The 20,300-nt window shown below is 67.4% G+C and carries 22 protein-coding genes; 11 read left to right on the forward strand and 11 right to left on the reverse strand.

All coding sequences use genetic code 11. The features are described 5' to 3' along the window. Positions 1-86 precede the first annotated feature (86 nt). A complete protein-coding gene (locus LOY42_RS03835; RefSeq protein WP_111533354.1) occupies positions 87-1,757 on the forward strand; it encodes a ShlB/FhaC/HecB family hemolysin secretion/activation protein in 1,671 nt (556 codons plus the stop codon). 156 nt (positions 1,758-1,913) lie between these two features. Here the strand turns inward: LOY42_RS03835 and LOY42_RS03840 are convergent, their stop codons facing one another. Then, the gene (locus LOY42_RS03840; RefSeq protein ID WP_046854132.1) at positions 1,914-2,321 is read right to left on the reverse strand and encodes a response regulator; all 408 of its coding nucleotides are present in this window, start codon (positions 2,319-2,321) and stop codon (positions 1,914-1,916) included. A 47-nt stretch (positions 2,322-2,368) separates the two neighbouring features. Further along, entirely contained in the window at positions 2,369-2,551 is a 183-nt protein-coding gene (locus LOY42_RS03845) for a Flp family type IVb pilin (RefSeq protein ID WP_111533356.1), read from the reverse strand. Positions 2,552-2,840: 289 nt separating this feature from the next. On the opposite strand from LOY42_RS03845, the gene cpaB reads away from it, so the two are divergent. The 8 genes from cpaB to LOY42_RS03885 are packed head-to-tail and all read left to right on the forward strand — an operon-like array spanning position 2,841 to position 10,320. Further along, entirely contained in the window at positions 2,841-3,788 is a 948-nt protein-coding gene (gene cpaB, locus LOY42_RS03850) for a Flp pilus assembly protein CpaB (protein WP_258599820.1), read from the forward strand. A 19-nt stretch (positions 3,789-3,807) separates the two neighbouring features. Beyond that, complete coding sequence (locus tag LOY42_RS03855; RefSeq protein WP_258599821.1) at positions 3,808-5,100, forward strand: type II and III secretion system protein family protein; 1,293 nt, start codon at positions 3,808-3,810, stop codon at positions 5,098-5,100. Further along, positions 5,097-6,287, forward strand: a complete 1,191-nt coding sequence (locus LOY42_RS03860) for a pilus assembly protein (protein ID WP_258599822.1) — start codon at positions 5,097-5,099, stop codon at positions 6,285-6,287. The genes LOY42_RS03855 and LOY42_RS03860 overlap by 4 nt, the downstream gene beginning before the upstream one ends. After that, on the forward strand, positions 6,284-7,540 hold the full coding sequence (locus tag LOY42_RS03865) for a CpaF family protein (RefSeq protein WP_038706838.1): 1,257 nt from the start codon (positions 6,284-6,286) through the stop codon (positions 7,538-7,540). Before LOY42_RS03860 ends, LOY42_RS03865 begins: the two co-directional genes overlap by 4 nt. Then, the gene (locus LOY42_RS03870; RefSeq protein ID WP_198754750.1) at positions 7,537-8,418 is read left to right on the forward strand and encodes a type II secretion system F family protein; all 882 of its coding nucleotides are present in this window, start codon (positions 7,537-7,539) and stop codon (positions 8,416-8,418) included. Before LOY42_RS03865 ends, LOY42_RS03870 begins: the two co-directional genes overlap by 4 nt. Positions 8,419-8,420: 2 nt before the next feature. After that, positions 8,421-9,308 (forward strand): type II secretion system F family protein, encoded by an 888-nt coding sequence (locus LOY42_RS03875; protein ID WP_102684812.1) that lies wholly within the window; start codon positions 8,421-8,423, stop codon positions 9,306-9,308. 37 nt (positions 9,309-9,345) lie between these two features. After that, complete coding sequence (locus LOY42_RS03880) at positions 9,346-10,047, forward strand: tetratricopeptide repeat protein (protein ID WP_139668434.1); 702 nt, start codon at positions 9,346-9,348, stop codon at positions 10,045-10,047. Positions 10,048-10,059: 12 nt separating this feature from the next. Further along, positions 10,060-10,320, forward strand: coding sequence for a DUF3613 domain-containing protein (locus tag LOY42_RS03885; RefSeq protein ID WP_139668435.1), 261 nt, complete (start codon positions 10,060-10,062; stop codon positions 10,318-10,320). Positions 10,321-10,500: 180 nt separating this feature from the next. Here the strand turns inward: LOY42_RS03885 and LOY42_RS03890 are convergent, their stop codons facing one another. Next, complete coding sequence (locus LOY42_RS03890) at positions 10,501-11,283, reverse strand: response regulator transcription factor (RefSeq protein WP_219730482.1); 783 nt, start codon at positions 11,281-11,283, stop codon at positions 10,501-10,503. A gap of 113 nt (positions 11,284-11,396) precedes the next feature. After that, positions 11,397-11,867 (reverse strand): prepilin peptidase, encoded by a 471-nt coding sequence (locus tag LOY42_RS03895; protein ID WP_038706832.1) that lies wholly within the window; start codon positions 11,865-11,867, stop codon positions 11,397-11,399. Between the two features lie 75 nt (positions 11,868-11,942). On the opposite strand from LOY42_RS03895, the gene LOY42_RS03900 reads away from it, so the two are divergent. Both LOY42_RS03900 and LOY42_RS03905 read left to right on the forward strand, forming a co-directional pair. Continuing rightward, a complete protein-coding gene (locus LOY42_RS03900; protein ID WP_023632045.1) occupies positions 11,943-12,386 on the forward strand; it encodes a TadE family protein in 444 nt (147 codons plus the stop codon). Then, positions 12,383-15,019 (forward strand): PAS domain-containing sensor histidine kinase, encoded by a 2,637-nt coding sequence (locus LOY42_RS03905; protein ID WP_256659232.1) that lies wholly within the window; start codon positions 12,383-12,385, stop codon positions 15,017-15,019. Before LOY42_RS03900 ends, LOY42_RS03905 begins: the two co-directional genes overlap by 4 nt. Here the strand turns inward: LOY42_RS03905 and LOY42_RS03910 are convergent. From LOY42_RS03910 to LOY42_RS03940, 7 genes are all read right to left on the reverse strand, one after another. Beyond that, positions 15,004-15,432 (reverse strand): hypothetical protein, encoded by a 429-nt coding sequence (locus LOY42_RS03910; RefSeq protein ID WP_258599825.1) that lies wholly within the window; start codon positions 15,430-15,432, stop codon positions 15,004-15,006. The genes LOY42_RS03905 and LOY42_RS03910 overlap by 16 nt on opposite strands. A 173-nt stretch (positions 15,433-15,605) precedes the next feature. Next, entirely contained in the window at positions 15,606-16,958 is a 1,353-nt protein-coding gene (locus tag LOY42_RS03915) for a pilus assembly protein TadG-related protein (protein ID WP_258599827.1), read from the reverse strand. A gap of 149 nt (positions 16,959-17,107) precedes the next feature. Beyond that, on the reverse strand, positions 17,108-17,668 hold the full coding sequence (locus LOY42_RS03920; RefSeq protein ID WP_023630953.1) for a DUF4136 domain-containing protein: 561 nt from the start codon (positions 17,666-17,668) through the stop codon (positions 17,108-17,110). Positions 17,669-17,687: 19 nt separating this feature from the next. Beyond that, complete coding sequence (locus LOY42_RS03925) at positions 17,688-18,320, reverse strand: DUF4136 domain-containing protein (protein WP_139668437.1); 633 nt, start codon at positions 18,318-18,320, stop codon at positions 17,688-17,690. Between the two features lie 20 nt (positions 18,321-18,340). Then, positions 18,341-19,090: a methyltransferase domain-containing protein gene (locus LOY42_RS03930; RefSeq protein WP_102684816.1), complete on the reverse strand. Its 750-nt coding sequence runs from the start codon at positions 19,088-19,090 to the stop codon at positions 18,341-18,343. Then, on the reverse strand, positions 19,087-19,392 hold the full coding sequence (locus LOY42_RS03935; protein WP_102684835.1) for a MazG-like family protein: 306 nt from the start codon (positions 19,390-19,392) through the stop codon (positions 19,087-19,089). The genes LOY42_RS03930 and LOY42_RS03935 overlap by 4 nt, the downstream gene beginning before the upstream one ends. A gap of 56 nt (positions 19,393-19,448) precedes the next feature. Next, on the reverse strand, positions 19,449-20,300 hold the full coding sequence (locus LOY42_RS03940) for a MaoC family dehydratase (protein ID WP_139668441.1): 852 nt from the start codon (positions 20,298-20,300) through the stop codon (positions 19,449-19,451).

Genomic DNA, 20,300 nt, shown 5'->3' on the forward strand with positions numbered 1-20,300 from the left:
CGGGCTACGCTCAAGGTGAGTGAGACCGACCGGCGCGCCGTTCGCCGGTCGGTCATCCAGCCATCCGTGGATCATGGAGTGTCCGAATGCGCCGATTGCTGCTGACGATGCTGGGGCTGTCCGCAGCCTGCCTGGCCCGGGGCGAACCCCTGCCGAGTTTCCTCAACAGCAACGAGACCGAACGCCGCCTGCCCACGCCCAACCTGCCGGTGGATGCCTACCGTCCCGACCAGCCCGGCTTGCGTGTGCCCAGCGTGGACACTTCGCGGCAACCACCGTTGCTGATGAATACCCGGGTGGCGGTGCGCAAGGTGCGTTTCGAAGGCGGCACCGTCTACCCCCTGAGCGATCTGCGCGAGCATTTCCAGCCGGTGATCGGGCGCGAGGTCACGCTCGCCGAGCTGATCGAGACCACCCGCCGCCTCACCCAACGCTACCAGCAGGACGGCTACCTGCTGTCATACGCCTACCTGCCACCCCAGGACTTCGCCGATGGCCGGGTGCGCGTGGTGCTGGTGGAAGGCTACATCCACGACTATCAGATCGAGGGTGATATCGGCGCGGCGCGGGCCTATCTGGAGCAACTGCTGGACCGGCTCAAAGCCGAGCGTCCGCTGACCCGCGAAAGCTTCGAGCGCTATACCAGCCTGGCCGGGCGCATCCCCGGGGTGACGTTCCAGGCCCAGGTGCCGCCCCCGGCGACCACCGACGGCGCGACCCGCCTGCTCGCCCAGGTCTCGCGCAAACCCATCACCACCACCCTGAGCCTCAACGACGGCAGCCGCGACGACCTGCAGGCGCTGCTGGGCGCCAGCAGCAACGCGCAGACCCGCTTCGCCGAACAATTGAGCGCCAGCGTGCTGGTACCGCCCGGCGAGGACAAGGAGCATTACTACCGCCTCGACTACAGCCAGTTCCTCGATGCCGAAGGCTCGAAGCTGCTGTTGTCGGCTTCGCGCTATCGCAGCGACCCCAAGGCGCGCATCCGTCTGGACAACGGCATCGACCTGACCCAGCACCGCGAGAACGAACGCTACTCGGTGGGCATCAGCCAATCGCTGATCGCCTCGCCCAGTGAATGGCTGGAGGTGGTCGGGCGCTTCTACGTGGTCAACGACCGCATCGATTACCAGGTGGTGGGCTTCCCCCTGCGCCTGGACAGCGAGACCGACATCCGCGCGCTGTCTTTCGAAGGCGACTGGCGCAAGGCCGAGGCGCGCCGCCTGCGGATTATCAGTGCCGGTGTCTACCAGGGGTTGGATCGCCTTGGCGCCAACACCAATGCCGACTACGACCTGGACTTCCTGCGCCTGCGGGTCTCGGGCGTGCAGAGCGACAACTTCAGCGACAACTGGCAGGGCGTGGCGTCGGCGGCGGCCTACTGGAGCAACGACAGCCTGCCCGACAGCGAGCGGGCAGTGTTCGGCGGGCAGAACTTCGGGCGCGGCTACCCCAGCGACCAGGGCTCCGGTGACAAGGGCTGGGGGCTGGCCTACGAGCTCAACTACAGTTTCCGGCGCGACACTGGCTGGCTCAAGGTCGTGCAGCCCTACGTGGCGCTCGACACCGCGCGGGCCTGGTTCAACGCGCTGGACGTGCGCGACTCGAAGATGTCGTCGGCGGCGCTGGGGCTGCGCTTTGGCGATATGCGCTACTACAACATCGCGGTGGAGGTGGCCAAGCCGATGTCGGACATGGCGCTGGACAGCTTCAACCGGCGGCCACGGCTGAACCTGAGTTTCAGTTATCAATTGTAAGGGGGAGCTGTGGCCCCCCATCGCCGGCAAGCCGGCTCCCACACTGACCGCGCACCGTCTCAGGTCGAGCGCTTTCCTTGTGGGAGCCGGCTTGCCGGCGATGCGCCGCGTCAGCGGCGCCTTCTGTAAGGGCGTTGTACGGTGCCAAGTCCGGCGTTATTTCACCGCCTGCATCAACGGCTTGGGAAACAGGTTCTCCAGCGTCTCGAGCAGGCGGGCGTGATAGATCGGCTTGCGGAACAGGTCGAGTACCTGCAGCCGCAGCAGGTCGCTGACATCGTCCATGTCGGCATGCCCGGACATGACGATCACCGGCAAATGCTGGCGCGCGGTATGTTCGCGCAGGCGCTGGACCAGGCCCAGGCCACTTTCCTCGGGCATGCGCAGGTCGGTGATCACCAGGGCGACATCGGGGTGGCGGGTCAGCTGTTGCAGGGCGGACCTGACCGAAGTGGCGGTGTGACAACAGAAACCTTCGTTTTCCAACAGCTCGGCCAGCTCCAGCAAGGCCTCCTCCTCGTCGTCCACCAGCAGGATCTGTTGACGCAAGGAAGAGGTCGGCATGCTTGGCTCCGGGCGGTTGGACTACACGTCTCGCTGGCGCGGTGCGGTCACTGGGTGATCGCGGTCTGGATCTTGGTCATGATCTCCGACACTTCGGTGGAGATGGGTGTGACGAAGCCGGCCAGTACCACGGCGACCATGGCCGCGATGACCGCGTATTCGATACCGGAGGCGCCGTCCTTGCGCTGGAGGAAGGTCTTCACGTGGAGGAGGATCTGTTGCAGCAGCATGGCACGTCTCCTTGCGCTCGATGGGCGCCGGTCGGAGGGGCTTGATAAGTGATACCCCTTTGCCATCAGAGCATCGCCAAGCCGTGGCGGCCTGCAAATGTAAAAAAGCATTAATCCAAAAGTATTGGTTGGAATTGGCGGCGCTAAGTTTTTGTTTTGTCGGTGCGTCAATTTCGTGGCTCGAAAAAACCAGCACAGGTAATGGCGAAAGATTGCGCCTCAGCTACCGTCCAATAGCGAAATAGTTACTTTTTGCCATCATTGGTCCCGGGCGTAAGGGAGAGCGCAGATGAGCAGTCGCCTGACCATGATCCTCGCCGGCCTGTTCCTGCTCGCGGCCTTGCTCGCGGGGTACTGGGGTCTGCGCCTTAGCCGTCCGCCCGAGCCTGCGCCGGCACCTCTCACCCCACCCGGCGAGGCCGCCATCCCGGCCGCTGTCGTACCCGCCGCGCCCCCGGAACCCCCACGCTCGCCCATCGTGGTCCTGCGCAGGGCGGTCGCGGCCAACACCCCCTTGAGCGAGGAGGATGTGCTCCTCGAACGTCTGCAGGTGGTGCCGGCCGGTGCTTTCCAGCAACTGGACCAGGTGCTCGGGCGCAGCAGTGCCCGCCCACTTGCTGCGGGCAGTTGGCTCGACGAGTCGAGTTTCCAGGCTGGCGGCCCCCTGGCGCGGATGATTCGCCCCCACGAACGGGCGGTCGCGGTGGCCATCGACGATGTGATAGGTGCCGCCGGGCAACTGCGCCCAGGCGATTATGTCGACGTGCTGCTGTTCCTGCGTGAAGAAAACAACAACCCGCAATCCTCCGCCCAGGTCGTGCTGCCGGCCTTGCGCGTGCTGAGCGTCGACCAGCAGACGGGCCTGGCCAACGATGGGCGTCCGGCCCAGAGCGCCGAAGAGCAGAAGGCCCGCCGCGACCAGCAGTCCATTGCCAGCAACCCTGTGCGCACCGTGGGCCTGGCTGTGCCCGAGGCCCTGGCCAGCCGGCTGATGCTGGCGGCCCAGGCCGGGACCCTGCGCCTGGCGGTGCGCAGTGCCGACGAGCCGCTGCTGGCCGGGTACTGGTCCGGCCAGGATGCCAGCCCGCAACTGGAAACGGCCAACCGCAACCTCTACCGCTTCAGCCAGCTGTCCCAGGTGCCCCTGGCCAGCCAGGCGGCGGCCGCGGCGGCTGGCGCGCCGACCATGCAGATCATCCGTGGCGCGCAGAACGGCGACAACAACAAGACTCCCTGAACCGGCAAGGATGCGATCCATGCGTAGTTCTTTGCGTGTTACTCCACGAGGCAACTGGCTGGCCCCGGCGCTGCTGGCCCTGGCCTTGCTCGCACCGACGGCGCAGGCGGCCGCGACGGGTTGCGCGGCCTTCGGCCAACTGCCCTCGGTCATCGAGATGGATCAGGGCCTGCAGCAGGAGCTGCGCCTGCCGGTGGCCATCACCCGGGCGGCGGTCGGCGAGCCCAAGGTGGCCGATGTGCAGCCCAGCGGCGAGCGGGCCGTGCTGCTCACGGCGGTGGGGCAGGGCACCACCAGCCTGATGCTGTGGACCGACTGCGTCGCCCAGCCGCACCGCGCCATGCTGTTCGTCAAGGGCCGGGCCAGCGCCGACATGGCAGAGGCCGCGCAACTGCCCACGGCCCAGGAGGACCTGCCCGTGCAGGTGCAGGCCGATATCCGCTTCGTCGAAGTGCGCCGCCTGAAGTACAAGGAGGCCGGCGCTAGGTTGTTCTTCAAGGGCTCGAACAACAGCCTGATCGGCTCGCCCAATACCGTGCCCAACACCGTGGTGCGCCCCGGCTACGTGCCGGGCGTCGCCACCGGCACCAACCCGGTGACCTACGCCGATGTGCGGCCCGGCATCCCGCTCGACAACGACGTCTTCAACATCGTCTGGGGCGGCGGCAGCAGCCGCTTCCTGGCGATGATCAACGCCCTGGAGAACAGCGGCTTCGCCTACACCCTGGCCCGCCCCAGCCTGACCGTGCTCAGCGGCCTGACCGCGAGCTTCCTGGCCGGCGGCGAGATCCCCATCCCGGTGCCCAGCAGCGGCAGCGACAACGTGTCCATCGAGTACAAGGAGTTCGGCGTGCGCCTGGCGCTGACCCCGACCGTGGTCAGCCGCAACCGCATCACCCTCAAGGTGGCGCCCGAGGTCAGCGAGCTCGACTACAACAACGCGGTGGTCATCGCCGGTACCCAGGTGCCGGGCCTGAGCGTGCGCCGCACCGACACCAGCATCTCGCTGGCCGATGGCGAGAGCTTCATCATCAGCGGGCTGATCAGCAGCAACGTACGCTCGGCCGTGGACAAGATGCCGGGCCTGGGCAACCTGCCGATCATCGGCGCGTTCTTCCGCCAGTCGGCGCTCAACCGCGAAGAGACCGAGCTGCTGATGATCGTCACCCCGCACCTGGTCCAGCCGTTGGCCGCCAATGCGCGCCTGCCGGAGCTGCCGGGTGAGGCGCTGCGCACCTACGACCCCAGCTGGGGCCGCCTGTTCTTCATGGAAAACGGCAATTTCGAAGGCCGTGGCGGGTTGTCCCAATGAGCGAAAGCCTGAACCAGACCTACCTGGCCCTGACCCGCAACGACGAAGACCTGCACTGGCTGCAGGGCGCGTTGGCACCGCTAGGGCAGGTGATCGGCGCCAGCAGTCCGAACCTCGACGAGTTGCTGGCGCTGGTCGACATGACCTTCAGCAACCTGGTGTTCATCGGCCTGGACCGCGAACAGCTGATCGGCCAGTGCGCGTTGATCGAGGGCCTGCTGGAAGCCAAGCCGATGCTGGCCATCGTCGCCCTCGGCGACGGCATGGACAACCAGCTGGTGCTGCACGCCATGCGCGCCGGCGCCCGCGACTTCGTCGCCTACGGCTCGCGCGCCAGCGAGGTGGCGGGGCTGGTGCGGCGCCTGGGCAAGCGCTTGCCGACGGCCACCAGCAACCCCAGCCTGGGCGGCCTCACCGTGCTCTACGGCGCCCAGCGTGGCGCCGACGGCGCGCTGCTCACCACCCACCTGGCGCGGGTGGTACAGGAGAGCGGGCAGCAGACCCTGCTGCTCGACCTCGGCCTGCCCCGCGGCGACAGCCTGGCCTTGCTCGGCCTTGAGGCGTCGTTTCATTTCGGCGATGCCCTGCGCCACCTGCGCCGGCTCGACGCCACCCTGATCGACAGCGCCTTCACCCGCGACAAGGGCGGCCTGCGCATCCTCGCCTATGCCGACAATGACGAGGCCCTGCAACAGTCCAGCGCCGCCGAGCTGCACATGCTCCTCGGCGCCCTGCGCCAGCACTTCCAGCACATCGTCGTGAACCTCACCGGGCAGGCCGACAGCGAGGCGCTGCGGACCCTCGTCAGCCACTGCGACAAGCTGATCGTCTACACCGACCAGAACATCCTCGACTGCCGGCGCAACCTGGATGTGCTCGAGCAGTGGCGCGACCGTGGCATCAAGCTCGAGCACGCCAGCCTGCTGGTGGACCGCTACCTGCGCCAGGTGGCGCCGGATGCCGAGGCCCTGGCCAAGCGCTACGGGCTGCCCTTGATCAAGGTCATGCCCTACAGCCCGGAAGTGCGCCTGAACGCCAAGAACCAGGGCCTGAGCCTGTTCGAACTGGCCCCGCGTGAAAGCCTTACCCAGGCCCTGCGCGGGCTTGGCGAGCGCCTGGCGCGGCGCTCGGAAAACCTGGCGCCGCCGGGCCAGAGCTGGCTGCGCCGGCTGTGGGGCAACCGATGATCAGCGAAGAACCCTTTGGCGGGCCCCGACACGCGGCCAGTGACCCGCAGGCGCTCAAGCGCGCCTTGCACCGGCACGTGATCGATGCCATCGAGGACAGCGGCCGCAATCTGCTGGAGGGCGCGCGGCCGGTGCTGGCGCAGTTCGTCCTCGAGCAGGTGGGTGACTATGTGGCGCGTCTGCGCCTGGCCCTGTCGCGCTACGAGATGGAGCGCCTGGCCGAGGAGATCGTCGACGAGCTCACCGGTTATGGTCCGCTGGAGGTGCTGCTGCGCGACCCGAGCGTGACCGAGATCCTGGTCAACGGCCCGTACCGGGTGTTCGTCGAGCGCTCTGGCTTGCTGCAGCAGACCGACCTGCGCTTCATCGACGCGCACCATGTCGAGCGGGTGATGCAGCGCATCCTGGCGCCCCTGGGCCGGCGCCTGGACGAGTCGTCGCCAATGGTCGATGCGCGCATGCCCGACGGCAGCCGGGTCAACGCGATCATCCCGCCGGTGGCCCTGGACGGGCCGTGCCTGTCGATCCGCAAGTTTCGCCAGGACATGCTCAAGAGCGCCGACCTGCTGGCCACCCGGGCCATCGACCAGCCCATCTACGACTTTCTCGAACGCGCCGTGGGCCGGCGTTGCAACATCCTGGTCAGTGGCGGCACCGGCACCGGCAAGACCACCCTGCTCAATATCCTCAGCCAGATGATCGCGCCCCAGGAGCGCCTGGTGACCATCGAGGACGTGGCCGAACTGCAGCTGCACCACCCCCATGTGGTACGCCTGGAAACCCGCCCGCCGAATGCCGAGGGCCACGGCGAGATCAAGGCCAGCGAGCTGATCCGCAATGCCCTGCGCATGCGCCCCGACCGCATCATCCTCGGCGAGATCCGCGGCGCCGAGGTGCTTGATGTGATGACCGCGATGAACACCGGCCATGACGGTTCGATGAGCACGGTGCACGCCAACACCGCCCAGGACGCCTTGCTGCGCCTGGAGACCCTGGTCGGCCTGACCGGCCGGCAGATTGCCGAGAAGACTCTGCGGCAGATGATCTGCGCCGCGCTGGACGTGGTGATCCAGCTGACCCGCCTGGCCGATGGCCGGCGCTGCGTCAGCGAGGTGCTGGAAGTGGTCGGGGTGCGTGACGATGTGTATGTCACCAACACCTTGTTCCGCCTGGACCGGCGCAGTGGCGAAGGCTTTCTGCGCGAGGCGCCGAACCCCGCCGGCGGCAAGCTGCGCCACGAAGGGGTGCTGTGATGGGGCCGCTGCTGCTGGCCCTGTCGCCCCTGTGCCTGGGCATGGCCTTGCTGCTGTGGCGCCTGGGCCTGTACAAGCGCGGCGAAGAGCGCATCCTCGACCGCATGGGCCGGGCCTACCGCGCCGTGCGCAGCGGCACGGCCCGGCGTGACTGGCTCGACCCGCTGTTGCAGCGGGCGGGGCTTGTCCATGCCGATTTCTCCCCACGGCCCTGGTTGCTGGGTTGGCTGGCGCTGACCGTACTGGCCGGCGTGCTGGCCGGCTGGGTGGCGGCGCTGATGGTGCTGGCCGGCCTGCCTCTGCTCGGCCACCTGTACCTGAGTTGGCGCTGCCGGCGGCGCCTGCAGCAGATCGTCCAGCAGTTGCCCGGCCTGCTCGACTACAGCGTGCGCAGCCTCAAGGCCGGGCGCACCCTCAACGAGGCGGTGCTCGGCGGCGTCGACAGCACCCGCGAGCCGTTGCGCTCGGCGATGCTGCGGGTGCGGCGCAACGTGCAGCTCGGTGTGCCGCTGGAAGATGCCGTCAGCGAGTTCGCCGAACTCTACGGTCAGGCCGAACTGCGCATGTTCGCCCTGGGGCTGCGCATCAACCAGCGCCACGGCGGCAACGCCAGCGAACTGATGGAGAACCTGATCAAGCTGATCCGCGAACACGAGCAGGGCGACCGGCAACTGCGCGCCATGACCGGCGAGACCCGCATCACCGCGTGGATCCTCGGCGCGCTGCCGCTGGTGATGGTCGGCTACTTCCTGTTCGCCAACCCCACCTACCTGCTGGCCATGTGGCGCGACGCCAGCGGCCAGATGATGCTGCTATTCGCCTTTGTCATGCAGGCGGTCGGCTGTCTGGTGCTGTGGCGCATGATGAGGAGCCTGTGACCATGGCCTTGATGCTCAGCGCCCTGTGCCTGTTCGCCGCGTTCGCCCTGCTGGCCGCGCAGGCCATCGGCCAGTGGCGCGCTCGCCAGCGCGTGGCGCGGCGCCTGCAGGGGCGGCTGGACCGTGACGAGCGCCTGGGCGACTGGTTGCAGTGGCTGGGCAGCAGCCCCTGGGGGCGGCGCCTGCAACGGCTGGACGGCGAGACCCAGGCGCTGCTTGACCGCCTGGGCTGGCGGCGCAGCCGGCAACGCGCACTGTTCGCCGCCGTGCAGTTGGGCTTGCCGTTGCTGGCGGTGGGCGTGGCGCTGCTGTTGGTCCATGGCCTGCCCGGGGAAAACCGCGGGCACTGGGGCGTGCTGGTGCTCTGTGCGCTGGGCGCGGGCTACCTGTTGCCCAAGCGCCTGCTGGTCGTGGCGGCGGCCCGGCGTCAGCGGCGCATCGCCGAGGAGGTGAGCCTGCTGATTCCGTTGCTGCGCATCCTCTTCGAAACCGGGCTGGCGGTGGAGCAGGCCCTGCGCGTGCTGGCCCAGGAAGGCCGCAGCCTGGTGCCGAACATCAGCGACGAGTTGCGCCTGGTGTTGCAGCGGGTCGATTCCGGCCTGGCCCTGGGCCCGGAGCTGGAAAAGACCGCGCGCCTGCTGGCGGTGGACGAGTTCATCGACACCTGCGTCATCCTCCAGCAACTGCTGGTGCAGGGTAGTGGCTCGATGAAGTCGTTGCTGGCGCTCAAGGAACTGCTTGATGACCGGCGCCTGACCGGCCTGCAGGAGCGGGTGTCGAAGATGTCGGCGAAGATGTCGGCGGTGATGATGCTGTTCCTGTTCCCGGCCCTGCTCATCGTTCTGGCCGGGCCAGGGTTTTCCGCCCTGGCGCGGGCCTTGGGTTCATAAGCATCGAACATTCGGGCATTGATAGGGGAGACGCACAATGAAAGCCATCCTGACGTTCATCAGCCTGCTACTGCTCAGCGGCTGCGCCGGGCAGCCCCCCGAAGGCCTGGCGCGCCTGCTCGGCGGCGGCACCTGTGGCAAGCCCGACGCCGACCAGCAATTGAGCCTGGACATGGCCGACCAGATGATCAGCGAAGGTCGCCCGCACGCCGGGCTGGCCCACCTGGAGCAGTTGCCCGATCAGCTCGACCAGGTGCGCCTGCGCAAGGCCAAGGTGCTGCGCCTGCTCGGGCGCGCCGAGGCCGAACCGCTCTACCGCAGCCTGCTCGGCGGTTGCCTGGCCGCCGAAGGCGAGCACGGCCTGGGGCAACTGGCCTCGGCCCGTGGTGACGACCCCCAGGCCCTGCGCAACCTGCAACGGGCGGCGCGGCTGGCGCCCACCGACGAGAAGGTGCGCAACGACCTGGGTGTGGTGCAGATGAACCTGGGCAATCACCAACAGGCGCGTTTCGAATTTCTCACCGCCATCGAGCTCAAGGACGACAACCCGCTGCCGGCCATCAACCTGGTGACCTTGTCGCTGGTGCAGGACAACTGGCGCCAGGCGGAGGACCTGGTCAATCGCCTGCACCTGAAGCCCGAGCAGTTCGCCGAGGCCCAGGCCCGGGCGCAGCGCATTCTTGCCAACGGGCGTGGCCCGCTGGCCGCCACCGAATCCCCGGCCGCGGCCATCAACTGAGCGGAGGTGAACATGTTCAAGCCCTGGATCGTCCTCGCCTGCCTGGCCACGCCACTGTTGGCGCTGGCCGAGGACCCGCCGCGCCAGCCGCGCCCGCAGACCGCCACCGAAGCCCTGTTGCAGGTGCAGGCGAGCAACCGCCAGGCGTCCAGCGTGCGCCAGGTGCAGACCGACAAGGAACGTGACCAGGCCATGCAGCGCTGGCTGGACAGCTACAAGTATCCGATCCCGGATTTCTACCGCTGGACCAAGATCAGTTCGTCGAACAATTGAGAGCGCACAGCTTGATACAGTCAGCAAAACGATAAGGGCCGCTCTGCGCCCCATCGCTGGCAAGCCAGCTCCCACAAGGGCCGCGCACTGCCTGAGGTTTGCGCAAATCTGTGGGAGCCGGCTTGCCGGCGATGGGGTGCGCAGCAGCCCCAGTAACGCTAGTTGGCGGTCGTCAGCAGTTCAATGGGTGGTAAAGCGTTGATGCACCGGCGAAGAACGTGGGGTCAGCGCCAGCGCCAGTTGCGTGCGGTTGTGCATGTGGGTCAGGCGCAGCACCTGGGACACGTACAGCTTCACCGTGTTCTCGGTGATGCCCAGTTCGCAGGCGATCTGGTAGTTGGTCTTGCCCTTGCTCACCAGCCGGGCGACTTCCAGTTGCCGCGGCGACAGCTTCTCGAACGCCGCCGGCAGCTCCGGCTCGCCTTCCTCGGTATCGCTGGCGCGCCGATGGGCGCCCTGGCCCCGGGCTTTTTCCAGGTCCTGGTAGAGGTCGTCGATGGACTCGGCCAGCTCCTGCAAACGCTGGTTGAGGCTGCCCAGTTCGCGGAAGTTGCGGCGCCGCTCCAGCAGCGCGGTCTCCTGGCGCCGCACGCCTTCGAGCAACTCGTCCAGGTCCATGGGTTTCTGGTAGTAGTCGGCGAAGCCCTCGCGCAGGGCGCGGATCACGTCCTGCTTGTCGGCGCGGCCGGTCAACATGATCGCCTCGAACATGCGCTGCGGCCCGGCGATCTGCTTCAACGTGCGCACCAGTTCGATGCCATCGCGCTCGGGCATGTGCAGGTCGCACAGGATCAGGCCGATGGTCTCGTCCGCCTTGAAGCAGTCGATGCCCTGGCCGGTGGAGTGGGCGGGGACACAACGGTAGCCCTCGCTTTCGAGGAATTCGCACAACTCTTCGACGATCACTGGCTGGTCGTCGACCACCAGCACTTTCACCTCACTGACGGGTTTGTTCACGATCAACTCCCTGTTGTATCGGCCCTGCTCCCGGGCCAGACGCTCTGGCAGTTAGAAAAGTAGTCGCACTTTGCCGTTATGTACATCGGTCCTACTCCATAATCCGACCCTTCGGTCGCTTATTGGATCCATACCGCTGTCAGAAGGAAGCCAGCGAGCACGTAGGGGGCAAAGGGCTGCTTGTCGCCGACCTGTTCGGCCAGCGCCTGCAGGCGCTTCTTCACCTTGGGGTTGAGCAGGGTCCACAGGCGCCGGCGGCCGAACATCCAGGCCAGGACGGTGACCCCGGCGCCGATGAAGGTGCCGAGCACGTACTGCGGGCTGGTGGCCAGGGCCAGGGCGCCCATCAGTTTCACGTCGCCGGCGCCGAAGCGGCCGAGCATGTAGCCGGGCAGGGTGAGCAGCATGACGATGGCCAGGCCCCAGCCGGCCTCGCTGGCGTCGGCGCCGATCCAGCTGCGTCCGGTGGCGAACAGCCAGGCCAGGGCGCACGCCGCGACGCCCAGGGTCAGGGCGTTGGATATTTGTCGTTCACGGACATCTTGTTCGGTGCACAAGGCAAGCCACAGCAGGAGAACAATGCTTTGCATTGGCAAAATGCCATCCCTATTCGTTGAACGGTTCTATGCTTTCAGACAGGTCTCACAGTCAGGGTAGACGCGAACATGAAAGCAGGCCCGGCGGGACAACAAAAAGGCGCGGCTGCCATCGAGTTTGTCGCGGTATTCATGGTGTTTTTCGCGGTGTTCTACGGCCTGGTCAGCTACGCCTTGCCAATGCTCATGCTGCAGTCGTTCAACCAGGCCAGCAGCGAAGCGGTGCGACGTTGCGTGGCCGTGGACCCGAGCAGCCAGACCTACGAGCTGGACGTGCAGGGGCTGGCTCGCCAGGTGATCGGCCAGCAACTGGCGTGGATGCCCAATGCGCTGGGCTTCAATGTGAATACCGATACCCGGGTTACCGTGGGCACGGACAAGGTGCTGACGGTGGTGATCGACTATCCCCGCGAACGCCTCAATCGCGTCTTGCCGACGCTGTTGCTGCCCGTGATCGGTGACGTGCCCAAGCTGCCCGCGCGGTTGCAGGCCCAGGCGAGCCTGCAACTGTGAGTGGTGGCTTGTTCGACCGCTGGTTCGCCGCGCCGGCCCCCGCCCAGGTGCCCGAGGCGACACCCGCCGTGGGCCTGCAACTGTGGCTCGACGACCAGGCGCGGGTGCTGCGCCTGGCCGGCCCGCTGCGCAGCCTGCTGGCATTGCCCGGCCAGGCTGGCGCGCGGGTGCACGACTACCTTGAGCGACACAGCTGGCTGGTGCTCGAAGGCCACCCCGCCGACTGGCAGGGGCAGCCACTGGACCTGGATTTCCATACGGTCATGGGCCACGCCCTGCATACCCGTGGCTGGCTGCAACGTCACGAGCAGGGCTGGATGCTGCAACTGTTCGATATCGGCGACCTGCTCCGCGAACAGCGCTGGGATCGCCAGCGGCCGCTGCTCGGGGAGATCGGCCATGCCCTGCGCGAATGCGGTGCCGAGCGCCTGGCGCAGACGGTGCGCGAGCAGTTGCGCAGCCTCGCCGAGCACTGGCAGGCGGCCGCGCTGCGCCTGGTACTGCGCGAACCGGGCGGCTGGCGCCACTTCGCCAGTAGCGACGATGCCTGGCCCTGGCCCGATGACCGTCGGTTGCGGGACAGACTGGACCAGTGGCCGACCCAGACCCTGATCGAGGTGCGCGACGACCCTGAATTGCTCGCTCTGTGCGGAGGTGCCTCGCTGTTCCTGGTGCCCTATCGGCAAGGGCTGGAGGCCGAGGCCTGGATGTTGTGCGCCGGGGCGCACCAGGTGCCTGCGGTCGACATGGCCATGGCCCTGGTGCGCAGCTTGACCGAGCCGCTGCTGGTACGTCATCGCCGCCAGCAACTGCAGCACCAGGCCCATCACCTTGACGACCTGCAGCAGCAGTTGGGCGCGGGGTGGTGGGAGTGGCCGGCGCATGGCGACCTGCAACTGGACCCGGCCCTGGCCGCGACCTTGGGTCTCGACGGCCGGGTCGGGCTGGACCAGTGGCTTGCCCGCCTGCACCCGGCCGACCGCGAGCCGGCGCAGCTGGCCCTGGACCAGGCCCGTGCCGGGCAGGCATTGAGCCTGGGCGTGCGCCTGCTGGACCGTGACCCGCTCGTGGCGCCGCGCTGGTTCCATTGGGCCGGTCAAGGCCGGGGCGGCCAACTGCGCGGTTTCCTGCTCGATATCAGCGCCCTCAAGGCCCAGGAGCAGCAGGCCGGCGCGGCCCGGGCGCGGCTGGAGAACCTGATTGCCCGCTCACCCGCGGTGATCTACGTGCAACGCTATGCCGAGGGCGCGCTGCACGGCGATTTCTACAGTGCCAGCCTGGCGCCGTTGCTGGGCTGGGAGGCCGACGGCGAACTCGCCCGCCAGCCGGGCCTGGCGGTGCACCCCGATGACCGGCCGCTGTGGCTGGAGCGCACCCGCAGCCTGCTGCGCGATGGCCTGGTGCGTTGCCGCTATCGCCTGCGTGACCACCTTGGTGGTTACCACTGGATGCTCGATGAGGCCCGACTGCTGCGTGACGACCTCGGCCAGCCGCTGGAAGTGGTCGGCCTGTGGCTGGACGTCAGCGAAGCCACCGAGGCCGCCGAGCGCATGCGCCAGAGCGAGGAACGCTATCGGGTGCTGGTGGAGGACTCGCCGGCGATGATCTGCCGCTATCGCCCGGACCTCACCGTGCTGTTCGGCAACCGGCCGTTGGCCGATTACCTGGGTTGCACGCCCGAGCAGTTGCAGGGTGCCGACCTGGGCCAATGGTTGTCCGCCGACCAGCGCGATGCATTTCTTCAGCGCCTGCGGGCACTGACGCCCGAGCAACCGGTGAGCAGCGCGGAGATCTGCCTGCAGTTGCCTGGCCGTGAGCATGCCTGGTGGGTCTGGGCCGACCGCGGCCTGTTCGACGGCGAAGGCCGCCTGCTCGAGGTGCAGGCCGTGGGCCGCGACAACACCGAGGTGCGGCGCAGCCAGCAGCAGCTGTTGCAGGGTGCCAAGATGGCCACCCTCGGCGAGTTGGCCACCGGCCTGCTGCACGAGATCAACCAACCGCTCAACGTGATGCGCATGGCGGTGGTCAATGCGCTCAAGCGCCTGGAGAACGGCGCCGCCGATCCGGCCTACCTGGAGGACAAGTTGCGCCGAATCGAGGCGCAGGTAGCGCGCGCTGCCCGGCTGGTCGAGCACATGCGCGTATATGGCCGGCGTTCGACGGTCGAGTGCGAGCGCTTCGCCGCGTGGGGCGCGGTGCAGGGCGCCCGGGGGTTGCTCGAGGAGGGCTTGCGCGGCAAGGGCGTGGCGCTGCACCTCGAGTCGCCCGAGGCGATGCCGCAAGTGCTCGGGCATCAGGACCAGCTGGAGCAGGTGCTGATCAACCTGATGGTCAACGCCCGCGATGCCTTGCTCGAGCAACAGGTGGCGCAGCCCTGGATCCGCGTGCGCCAGGCGCTGCATGGTGAACGGCTGTGGCTGCTGGTGGAGGACAATGCCGGCGGCATCGATGCGCGGCTGCACGAGCGGATCTTCGAACCCTTTTTCACCACCAAGCCGGCCGGTGTTGGCACCGGCCTGGGGCTATCGGTCAGCCACGGCATCGTCAGCCAGATGGGTGGCGAGCTGACGGTGAACAACACGCCCGAGGGCGCGTGCTTTCGCATCGAGCTGCCGGTTCACTGCACCAGCTGAGCGTGGCCGCTGGAGCAACTGAGGTTGGCGCCGACCTCGGCGTTGGCCAGGTCGATGCCCAGGACCTTGAGCAAGCCGTTCACCAGTGGATCGAGCAGGGGGCTGAGCAGGTTCCTGATGATCGGCTCGAGGATGTTCTTCACCCCGTCCAGCAGGCCGGCGGTGAGCACCAGCACCTGGCCGAGGCCGCTGTTGGCAGTGGGCCTGTAGGCTTCCAGATGTACACCGGCAAGTGTGCCGGACAGGCTGCCCACCACCTGGGCCTGGTCGCTATCCATGGGCTGGAACATCGGATCCTGGCCGATATTTCGCGGTGCATGGTCGTCGGCGAAGACCAGTGGTTTTTCCGTCGGGCTGCTGCCGAGCAGCTTGGTGTCCACCCGCAGGCCGATGCCGCCGCCGGCATAGGGCACGCGTGTGCCGCAGGAGGGCGGCAGGATCAGCAGGCGGCTGCAGACGTTGGTGCCGATATCGATGACCGGCAGGGCCTGTACCTTGACGAAGTCAGGCCCATTGCTGAGGAACTCGGCCGGTGAGTCGAACTTGCCGATCGCGATCCTCGCTGCCGAGCGCTGGGTGAGGGTGGTCAGGCTCTTGGGCGCGCAGCTGTAGTTGTCGGGCGGGGCCGGGGCAAGCGGCTGGTGCCTTCGGCCACTTCGATGCCGATATCGATATGCACCTGGCTGTCCAGCAGCTTGATGTCGCTGACCTTGCACGGGATGCCCAGGGCGCAGGTCAGCGACTGCACGGTGCCCAGCAGGTTCAGGCTGAGCAGGTTGTTGAGCACGTTGGTCAAGGGCGCCGCCAGGTCCAGCACGGCATTGAGCAACCCGGCGATGCCGGTCAGCAGGGGCAGGTCCAGTGATACCAGCGCGCGGATCTGTGCGGTATGGACGCGCAACTCATCGCTGCGCGGGTCGCCCACGGCGGAGTTCTGCGGGGGCTGGATCACCTTCAGGTACACGCGGCCATTGATCAAACCCAGTGCGGTGATAGGGATCTCGGCATTCACGGCTTGTCGATTAGCCGCCAGCTGAATCATCGCCTGGACCAGTTGCAGCACTTGCACGTTCGCGTCCAGGCCAGCCTGGACGGTGCCGGTCTGCAGGTTGAGCAACTGCCCCAGGGTGATCGGCCCTTTCAGGTCCGCGGCGAGTTTGAGCAGATCGCCGGTCACCTCCACGGCGGCGCCGCTTTGCTGCAGAACCTTGACGGCGACTTTCAGCAGATTTTCGGCAGTGGTCTGGAAGTCGAGTAGTTGCTGGTAGTCCCCCAGGTTCAGCCCCAGTTCGGTAGACAGTGCGTCGAGGTAGTTGAGCAGGTTGAGCTGGGTATCGGCGATGCCTTGCCAGCCCAGCACGGTGAGTTGCGTGCTGGCGCCGATGGCCTTCAGCAGGGCGTTGAGAATGGCCGACTGCATCGAACTGACCTGCAGCAGTGTGCTGCGAATGCTCAGCATTGCCTGGGGCGGCCCTGGGCTTGCGGCCACCGCGCTGGCGCGCAGGGTGGTGGTGCGGGCGATGGCACCGCCCTGCACCAGCGCGTAGATGCCACCGGCGAAGCTGGTGACCACCACATTGCTGACCTCGACCTTGATCGCCTCGTTGCGCTGATTGTCGGCAGTGAAGGTGCGCAGGTTGTCATTGCCGGTGCGCAGGTAGCCGCAGCTGGCGATCAGCGGATTGAGCGGCGAATGGCCGTTGCGGGTGGCGGCGGTGCGGGCCAGGGTGGATGCCTGCGGGCCGCTGCCGGTGCAGGCGCCGTCATGCTCGGCGGCTTCCAGCGCAGCCATGTCGGCGATGCGTTGCAGCTTGCGTTGTTCGAGGTAGAGGCGGCCGCTGTCGACGGTCAGGAGCATGAACACCAGGGCCAGGCCCATGGTCAGCGCGGCCATCAGGCCGATCGCGCCGCGTTGGCGCACAACGGAACGGGGAACCACGGGCACTCCTTTGCCGGCCTGTGGCCCGGCAGCGCGGCGGCGGTGCAAGGAGTGTAGTCAAGGTGATGGCAAGTTGCCTTGATCGAAGTGCCTCGCCCAAGCGGCGCATCGCAGGGGCGGGGCAGCGGGTTTGCCCCGCGATCAGGGACTCAATGTGGCGGGTAGTTGCTCAGTACCTGGGTCACGGTCTTCTGGATCGCCGCGTTGCGTTCCTGCGGGCTGGGCGGGTAGTTGTTCATGATCTGCTCGGCGCTGCCACGCCACACCAGCTTGCCGTCACGCCCGTCGAACAGGTCGACCTGGATGGTCGCCACCTTGTAGTCGACGCTGCGGGTCTCGTTGTACATCGGCCCGCCCCAGTAGCCTCCCCAGTAACCCCCCCAGGCGCCGCCGTAGTTGGTGGTGATCTGCTGTTGGCGATCTTCGACGATCAGGTAGGCGCGCACCTTCACATCGGCCCGGGCACTGCCCTGGACCGGGCGCAGGCCACGCTGGTCGAGCTGGCCGGCGACCGCCTGGCGGATGCGCTGCTCGGTCAGGTCGCTCTTGATCCGTGGATCGTCCGGACGGTATTGCAGGGCCGGCTCCTGCCAGGCCCAACTGCGGTAGGCGGCGAAGTCGCGGCTGGCATCGAAGTCCTGCTGCACGTTGTTACTCGAACAGGCCGCCAGCAGCAGGGCGAAGGACAGAAGTACGAGACGGCGCAACATGATGGTTCTCCGTAAAGGGTCAGCTGGGAGGATAGCCGCTCATCGCCTTGCTCACCGACTCGCGCAGGGCGCTTTCGCGTTCACGCGGCGAGTCTTTGTCGCTGCCGCTTTCGGCGCTGGCGCTCCACACCGGCTGGCCGTTGCGGGCATCGAACAGGTCGATGCGCACCACCATCACCTCGACCTGGTAGGTGCGCACGATCGGCACGCTGCCATAGGCGCCATAACCATTGCGGTAGCCGCCGTAGCCGACGTTGCCATAGGGGTAGGGGCCGTAATAGGGATCGTAGTCGTAGTCGCGCACCTGGCGCAGGCGCCGCTCCAGGCGCACGTCGGCGCTGACCAGCAGGTCGGCAGGGGCATTGTGGGCCGGGCGCAGGCCGTGCTGGTCGAGGGCGCTGCTCACCGCGTCGGCCAGCTGGCCCGGCGTGGCGTTCGCCAGGCCGCCGGGGGGCTGGCTGTTGCGCCAGCTCCAGCTGCGGTAACGGCCATAGTCGCGCGGTGGCGTGGGGTAGGCGCTGGCGTCGAAAGTGCCGGCGGCCTGGGGCGGTGCCGGTGGCAGCGGCTTGCCGCTGGCGACATAGGGGTTGCTGCCCTGGCAGGCGGCCAGGGCAAGGGGGAGCAGGGCCAGGCAGAACAGACGGTACGGCATGTATCCTCCTGGCGGGCGGGTCAGTGGGGTCGGCAGATCCAGTGCAGGTAACGACCCAAGCCGGCGAAGCTGGGGTGGCGCCGGTGCGCCAGCTCCATCTCCAGCAGGTCGAGTAGCTCGGCCTTGGCCTGGAACTCCTTGGGCATGTAGTCGTGGAACACCCGCACGCCGCTTTCGCTTTCGACCTGCCACATGGGATCAAGTTGCGCCTTGAGCTCGCGTGGATCAAGTGGTTTCTGTGGCGTCAGGCTCTGCTTCTCGCCGGCCAGGCGGTTGTGCCGCAGCTTGCGGAAATGCCCCTTGAGCAGGTTGCGGTAGACCAGCGCGTCGCGGTTGTAGAAGGCCAGCGACAGCCAGCCGCCCGGCGCGGTCAGCTGGTGCAGCACCGGCAGGATGCTTTCGGGTTCGGCCAGCCATTCGAGCACCGCGTGGCACAGCACCAGGTCGTAGGGCTCGGTGAGCTGGCCAAGCAGGTCCTGCCAGGGGGCCTGGATGAACGTGGCCTGCTGGCCGGCCTCGGCGAAGCGCGCACGGGCGCCGTCGAGCATCGGCGCGGCGGGCTCGGCGAGAGTCAGTTGGTGGCCACGCTGGGCCAGCCACAGGGCCATGTGGCCCAGGCCGGCGCCGATGTCGAGCACCCGCAGCGGGCGCTCGGGCAACGTTTCGGCCAGGTCGGCCTGGAGCACCGCCAGGCGGATCGCCCCCTTGGCGCCGCCATAGATCTTCTCGGCGAAGCGGCTGGCCAGTTCATCGAAATGACGGTCGTTCATTTGGCGAAGCGCCTTTCGCTGTCGGCGAGTTTGGCCCGCACCACCTCGTTCATGTCCAGGCCAAGTTCGCTGCACAACAGCAGCAGGTAGAGGACGATATCGCCCACTTCCTGGCCGGCGTGGGCAAGCTGGTCGGCAGGCAGCTGGCGGGACTGGTCTTCGCTCAGCCACTGGAAGATCTCCACCAGCTCGGCCATTTCGACGCTGGCGGCCATGGCCAGGTTCTTCGGGCTGTGGAAAACCCGCCAGTCGTTGGTGTCGCGGATGCGGTGCAGGCGTTCGGTCAGTTCTTGCAGGTTCATCGGGGTCTCCTCGTGGCGCATAGCTTCCGGCGAGGTTCCTTGCAAAGCAAGCCCGATCAGCGTGCGCGCCAGCTGCCAACCATGTGCACCAGCCCGCCGTGGCCATCCAGGCGCAGCTCGCCGGCCGGCCCTGCCGCGCTGGCGCTCAGCACTACCTCCGACGGCAGGCGCACCGGCTTGTGGAAGTCCACCGCGAATTCATATCCGGCTTTAGGCAGGTGTCCCTGCAGCGCCGCCAGCGCCATGGCCTTGCTCCACATGCCATGGGCGATGGCCTTGGGGAAACCGAACAGACGTGCGCTGAGGCTGCTCAGGTGGATCGGGTTGTAGTCGCCGCAGACCCTGGCATAGCGCCGGCCGATGTCGCTGTCGGCGTACCAGCGGGTGGTCTCTGGCAGCGCAACGGGTGCTTCTGTGGTAGCGGTGGTGGCCTGTTGCTCGAGCTTGAGGCCGCGCACCAGCATGCGGCTGGTCTCGCGCCAGAGCAGCCCGAGCCCGTCCTCGGCTTCGGTCACCAGGTCGAAAGTGCCACCCTTTTCGTGAGGCTGCAGGTTGTCGGCGTACACCACGAAGTGCAGCCCATCGATGCCGCCCAGCGGGCGCAGCACCTGCAGGCTGTTGTGCAGGTGAACCAGCCCGAGCAGGGGGAAGGGGAAGTCGTCGCCGGTAAGCAACTGCAATTGCAGGCTGAAGGCCATGACGTGTGGGTAGGTGCCGGGCAGGCGGCCGTCATCGGCGAAGTGGCAGAGCCGACGATAGGCCGCCAGGTTGGCGCCGTCGACCCGCAGGTAGCAGCGCAGGCCTGTCTCCGGTAGCTGGCTGCCACGGATCTTGCGTTTGCCCAGGGCGCGCAGGTAGAGGTTCAGGCGTGAGTCGGGGCTGTGCAGGTCGTGCCAAGGTCGGGTCAT

The organism is Pseudomonas sp. B21-023, from assembly GCF_024749165.1.
Lineage (GTDB): Bacteria > Pseudomonadota > Gammaproteobacteria > Pseudomonadales > Pseudomonadaceae > Aquipseudomonas.